At 69.2% G+C, this 5994-nt stretch carries 1 protein-coding gene; it reads left to right on the top strand.

Annotated features, from left to right (window positions below):
* A partial coding sequence (locus ACFWPJ_RS22275) for an amino acid adenylation domain-containing protein (protein WP_378854223.1) occupies positions 1-5994 on the top strand: 5994 nt, incomplete at both ends.

Raw genomic sequence — 5994 nt, 5'->3', positions numbered from 1 at the left:
GTGTGGTTGACACCGGACTATCTCGACGAGGTCGAGAACCGGCCCGTCACCGACGGTGACCGGGTGCGCCCGCTGCGTGTCGACGATATCGCCTACGTCATCTACACCTCCGGATCGACCGGGCTACCCAAAGGCGTCGCGGTCACCCACCGTGGACTCCGCAACTGCGCCACCGAGCACCGGAACGCGCTGCACATCGAATCCGATTCCCGTACTTTGTTTCTGGCTTCGCCGAGCTTCGACGTTTCGGTACTGGAATTGCTGTTGGCGACATGCGCGGGCGCGACGATGGTCATCGCGCCCAGCGATGTCTACGGCGGCGACGAACTCGCCGAACTACTCGACCACGAGCACGTCAGCCACGTCCTCATCACACCTACCGCACTGTCCACCATCGACCACACCCGTTGGCCGTTACCGGACTGGGGACACCTCGCGGTCGGTGGTGAGGACTACGGCACCGAGTTGGTCGAGCGGTGGGGCAGCGCTCGCGACATGGTGAACGAATATGGTCCGACCGAGGCCACGATCACGACAAACCAGAGCGCCCCGCTGGTGGCGGGTGAGTTGGTCACGATCGGTAGCCCGATTCGCGGTGTCTCGGAATGGGTGCTGGATCAGCGGCTGCAACCGGTACCGGTCGGTGTGGCGGGTGAACTGTATATCGCGGGTCCGCTGCTGGCCCGCGGATACCATGGCCGGGCAGGCCTGACGGCCGAGCGTTTCGTCGCGTGCCCCTGGATGCCTGGCGAACGGATGTATCGCACCGGCGACGTGGTCCGGTGGACGGCCGAGGGAACGATCCAGCATCTGGGCCGGTCCGATTTCCAGGTGAAGATTCGTGGTCTGCGGATCGAGCTCGGCGAGATCGATGCGACGCTCGCCGCTCACGATACGGTCGGTTTCGCCACCACCATCGGCCATCACAACGATTCCGGGGCTGTTTCGCTGGTTTCGTATGTCGTTGCCGCGCCTGGGTATTCGATCGATACCACAGTCCTCGCCGAGCACCTCGGCAGCCGGTTGCCGTCGTATATGGTTCCGGCTTCGATCATGGTGCTGGACCGGATTCCGTTGACGCCGGTGGGCAAACTGGACCGTAAAGCATTGCCGGATCCGGTCTTCGCCGAGCGCACACCGTTCCGGGCACCCGAGACACCTGTCGAACGCACGATCGCCAGATCCTTTGCCGATGTATTGGGTATCGACACAGTCGGTCTCGATGATTCGTTCTTCGCCCTCGGCGGTGACAGCATCATGTCGATCCAGCTGGTCACCCGGGCCAGGGCGGCGGGTGTGGTGTTCTCCGCACGCGACGTCTTCGAGCGCAAGACAGTCGCCGGGCTGGCCGGGATCGCCGTGCCCGACAGCACGGCGGCGGTCGGCCTTCCGAAGGAACTGCCTGGCGGAGGTGTCGGTCCGATGCCGGTGACGCCGAGCATGCGACGGCTGATCGACCGCGCGGGGTCGGGGTTGCACCGCTTCTCGCAGGCGGTGGTGCTGGGCCTGCCGGCCGGGATCGACCAGCAGCGGCTGGCGGGCACGGTGCAGGCGGTACTCGATCGGCACGACATGCTGCGCGCGCGGCTGCGCCCGGGCGCCGAGGGGAGCTGGACGTGGGAGGTGCTGCCGGTCGGGACGGTTCGAGCCGACGATGTCGTCCACCGGGTGGCGATGGCGGGGAAGCCGGGAAGCGCCGAGTTCCGTGCGTCCGCGGCGGCGGAGTCGGCTGCCGCCGCGGACCGGCTCGATCCGGGCGCCGGGACCGTGCTGCAGGTGGTCTGGTTCGATCCGGCCGAGGCGGCGGAGCGGGGCAGCGTGCTGGTGCTGGTGCATCATTCGGTGATCGACCGGGTTTCCTGGCGGGTGCTGGTGGGGGACTTCGCGGCCGCGTGGGCGCGGATCTCGTCCGGCGAGCTACCCGATCTGGCCCCGGTCGCGACATCGATGCGCAGGTGGGCCCACGGGCTGGTCGAGACAGCCCGCCGCCCGGAGCGGGCCGCCGAACTCGCAGTGTGGCAAGCGATGGCCGTCGACAACGATCCGGTGATCGGGTCCCGGCCTCTCGACCCCGCGATCGACGTGGCCGCCACCATCCGCACGGTCGAGGTCGAAGTCTCGGCCGAGGTGACCGAGGCGCTGCTGACCGAGGTGCCCGCGGCATTCCACGGCAGTGTGGCCGACGGACTGCTGGCCGCGCTGGCGGTCGCGGTGACGAAGTGGCGGCGCGAGCGTGCGACGACGGCCTCCGGTGACCCGCTCACGGATGTGGTGATCGGTCTCGAAGGGCACGGCCGTGCGGAAGGCGGCGTCCCCGGCTCGGACCTGACCCGGACGGTCGGCTGGTTCTCGACGAGTTATCCGATGCGACTGGATCTGTCGGGCATCGATCTCGACGACGCGTGTGCCGGCGGGCCGGCGCTGGGCGCGGCGGTCAAGTCCGTCAAGGAACAGCGCCTCGCTGTCCCGGACCATGGGATCGGCTACGGCTTGTTGCGGTATCTCAACGAAGACACCGGACCGATACTGGCGACGCTGCCGACGCCGCAGATCGGGTTCACCTACGTCGCCACGAGGATTGGCGAAGGAAGACAGTCGGACGGATGGATGCCGGTGGACGACGATCTCGCCGGTGCGCAGAATCCGGATATGCCGGTGTCGGCGGTGCTCGACGTCCAGGCCTCCACCCTCGACAGTGCGGGCCGGCCGCGGTTGCGGGCGATCTGGTCGTATCCCGCAGGGGTGCTCACCGTCGACGACGTGCGCGAGGTGGCGGAATCGTGGTGCCGGGTATTGACCGCGAGGGCGACACACATCCACCGCGCCGGGGCGGGCGGGCGGACGCCGTCGGATCTGGCGGTGGTCAGGCTCGGACAGCCCGAGATCGAGCGACTCGAAGACAGCTATCCGGCGCTGAGCGACGTCTGGCCGTTGACGCCGCTGCAGGAGGGGTTGCTGTTCCACGCGCTGGTGTCCGAGGATTCGATGGACGCCTACCTGGTGCAATTGGTCCTCGAGTTGCGTGGGCAGGTCGATCCGGAGCGACTGCGCCGAGCCGGGCAGGTACTGCTCGACCGGCATCCGAATCTGCGCACCGCATTCGTCACCGACACCGCCGCGGGACCGGTTCAGGTGGTCGTCGACGACGTCGAGGCGCCCTGGTCGGAGATCGACCTGTCCGGGCTGGACGATGGTGCACGCCGTCGCGAGTGGGATCGGCTGATGGCCGCGGACCGCGCGACCCGGTTCGATCCGGCTCGTGCCCCGCTGCTGCGCTGGATGCTGGTCACCACGGAGCCGGAGCACTACCGGCTGGTGCTGACCAATCATCACCTGCTGCTCGACGGCTGGTCGACGCCGTTGCTCCTCAAGGAGTTTCTGATCCTCTATGCCACCGACGGCGACCCCGCGATACTGCCTGGTGTCCGTCCCTATCGGGACTTCCTGGCGTGGATCGCCGAGCGGGACCAGGCTGCGTCGCTCGACGCCTGGACCCGCGCGTTCGACGGCACCGACGGACCGACCCTGGTGGCTCCGGCCGACCCCGGCCGCCGCTACACCGAACTGCGTGCGGTGCTCGGCGAACTGACCGAAGAACAGACCGCGGCGTTGACCGACCTCGCGCGGGCCCGTGGCATCACCGTCAACACCGTGATCCAGATGGCATGGGCGATCGTGCTCGGCGCGTTGACATCCCGGGCGGACGTGACGTTCGGCGCAACGGTATCCGGGCGGCCGGCGCAGGTCGCGGGCATCGAATCGATGATCGGGCTGTTCATCAACACACTGCCGGTGCGCGTCCGGCTCGACCCCGCCGAGAGCGTGGGGGAACTGCTCGACCGGATCCAGGCCGAGCAGGCCGCGTTGCTCGATCACCACTACGTGGGTCTGACCGACATCGAGCGGGTGGCCGGGCCGGGGACGGTATTCGACACGCTCACGGTGTTCGAATCCTTCCCGATCGAACGTGGTGGACTGACCGCGGACACCGATATCGCCGGCATGCGGCTGCTCGACGTGACCAGCACCGTCGGCGCGCACTATCCACTGTGCGTGATCGCGCGCGTCGACAACACGCGACTGCGCCTGGACATCAAGTACCTGCCCGAACTCTTCGACCAGGCCACGATGGCGGCGACCCTGCGGCGGGTTCTGCACGTGATCGGCGCCGCCGTCGCCGACCCGAATCTGCCGCTGGCCCGGCTGGATCTGCTCGCCCCGGCAGACCGCCGCGAGCTGACGCCGGTGTCGGGTGCTCCGGCGGTGCCGGCGCAGGTGTTGCCGGAGTTGCTGGCGGCAGCGGTGCGGCGGGATCCGGGGGCGGTCGCCGTGGTCTGCGGGGATCGGTGGTGGACCTACGGCGAGCTGGACGCGGAGTCGAATCGGTTGGCCCGCGTGTTGATCGGTCGGGGCGTGGGGCCGGAGGCCGGTGTCGCGGTGGGATTGCCGCGATCGGTCGACGCGGTGCTGGCGGTATGGGCGGTGGCCAAGTCGGGGGCGGCGTTCGTACCGGTGGATCCGCAGTACCCGGCCGGCCGGGTCGAGCACATGCTCGCCGATTCGGGTGTGGCGGTGGGAATCACCCTGTCGGAGTGGTGTGCCCGGCTGCCCGGGCCGGTGCCGTGGCTGGTTCTCGACGAGCCGGCGTTCGTCGCGGAGGCCGCGGAGGTGCCCGCGGGGCCGGTGACCGATGCGGAGCGAACATCGCCGGTGCGGGCCGACACCGCGGCGTACGTGATCTACACATCCGGCTCGACAGGTGTGCCGAAGGGGGTGGTGGTGTCGCATCGAGGTTTGGCGAATCTGGTGGCCGAACAATGTGCGCGATTCGGCATCGGGCCGAGTGCCCGGGTGCTGCATTTCGCGTCACCCAGTTTCGATGTGGCGGTGCTGGAACAACTCTGGGCGTTCGGGGCGGGCGGGCGACTCGTGATCGCGCCGCCGACGGTCTACGGCGGAGGCGAGCTGGCGCAGATCCTGGTGCGCGAGCGGGTGACCCACGCCGTGCTGACGCCGGCGGCCTTGGGAACGGTCGAACCGGACGGGCTCGATGACCTCGGGACCGTCGTGGTCGGCGGCGAGGCGCCCTCACCCAAACTGGTGTCGCGGTGGGCACCGGGCCGCAGCTTCTTCAACGCCTACGGTCCGGCGGAGGCCACGATCCTCACCGATGCCGGTCCGCCGCTGGCGCCGGGCGCGGCGGTGACGATCGGCGGACCGATTCGCGGGGCCGGGCAGGTCGTGCTCGACGGGTGGTTGCGGCCGGTGCCGCTCGGGGTCATCGGGGAGTTGTATCTGGCGGGCCCGGGTCTGGCGCGCGGTTACCGCAACGCGAGGGGTTTGACCGCGTCGCGGTTCGTTGCCGATCCGTTCGCGGGCCCGGGACAGCGCATGTACCGGACCGGCGACCTGGCGCGGTGGCTGCGGCAACCGGACGGGAGTCTGGCGCTCGACTATGTGGGCCGGTCGGATTTCCAGGTCAAGGTTCGTGGTTTCCGCGTCGAACTCGGCGAGGTCGAATCGGCACTGGTGGCCTGTCCGGGCGTGGCCGACGCGGTGGCGACGCTGCATCGGGACCCCGTCATCGGCGACCGGTTGATCGGGTACGTGGAGCCCGAGCCCGCCGCCGACCTGGACGCGGCCGCGGTCCTCGCGTTCGCCGGCGAGCGGCTGGCTTCGCACATGGTGCCCGCGACCGTCGTGGTGCTCGATGCGCTGCCGGTGACGGCGAACGGCAAACTCGACCGCACCGCACTGCCCGAGCCGGACTTCACCACGGGCCGAGCCGAATTCCGGGCACCGGCCACCGAGGTGGAGACGACACTGGCGGCACTGTTCGCCGAGGTTCTGGGTATCGACACGGTCGGTCTCGACGATTCGTTCTTCGCCCTCGGCGGCGACAGCATCCTGTCGATCCAGTTGGTGTACCCGGGCAGGGCGGCCGGGGTGACGGTGTACCCGCGCGAGGTGTTGGAGCGCAAAAACCGTTGCCGG

This window comes from Nocardia sp. NPDC058497 (genome assembly GCF_042720195.1).
Lineage (GTDB): Bacteria > Actinomycetota > Actinomycetes > Mycobacteriales > Mycobacteriaceae > Nocardia.
The sequence above is the reverse complement of the archived record's forward strand: the minus strand, read 5'-3'. Positions and strand labels throughout refer to the sequence as shown.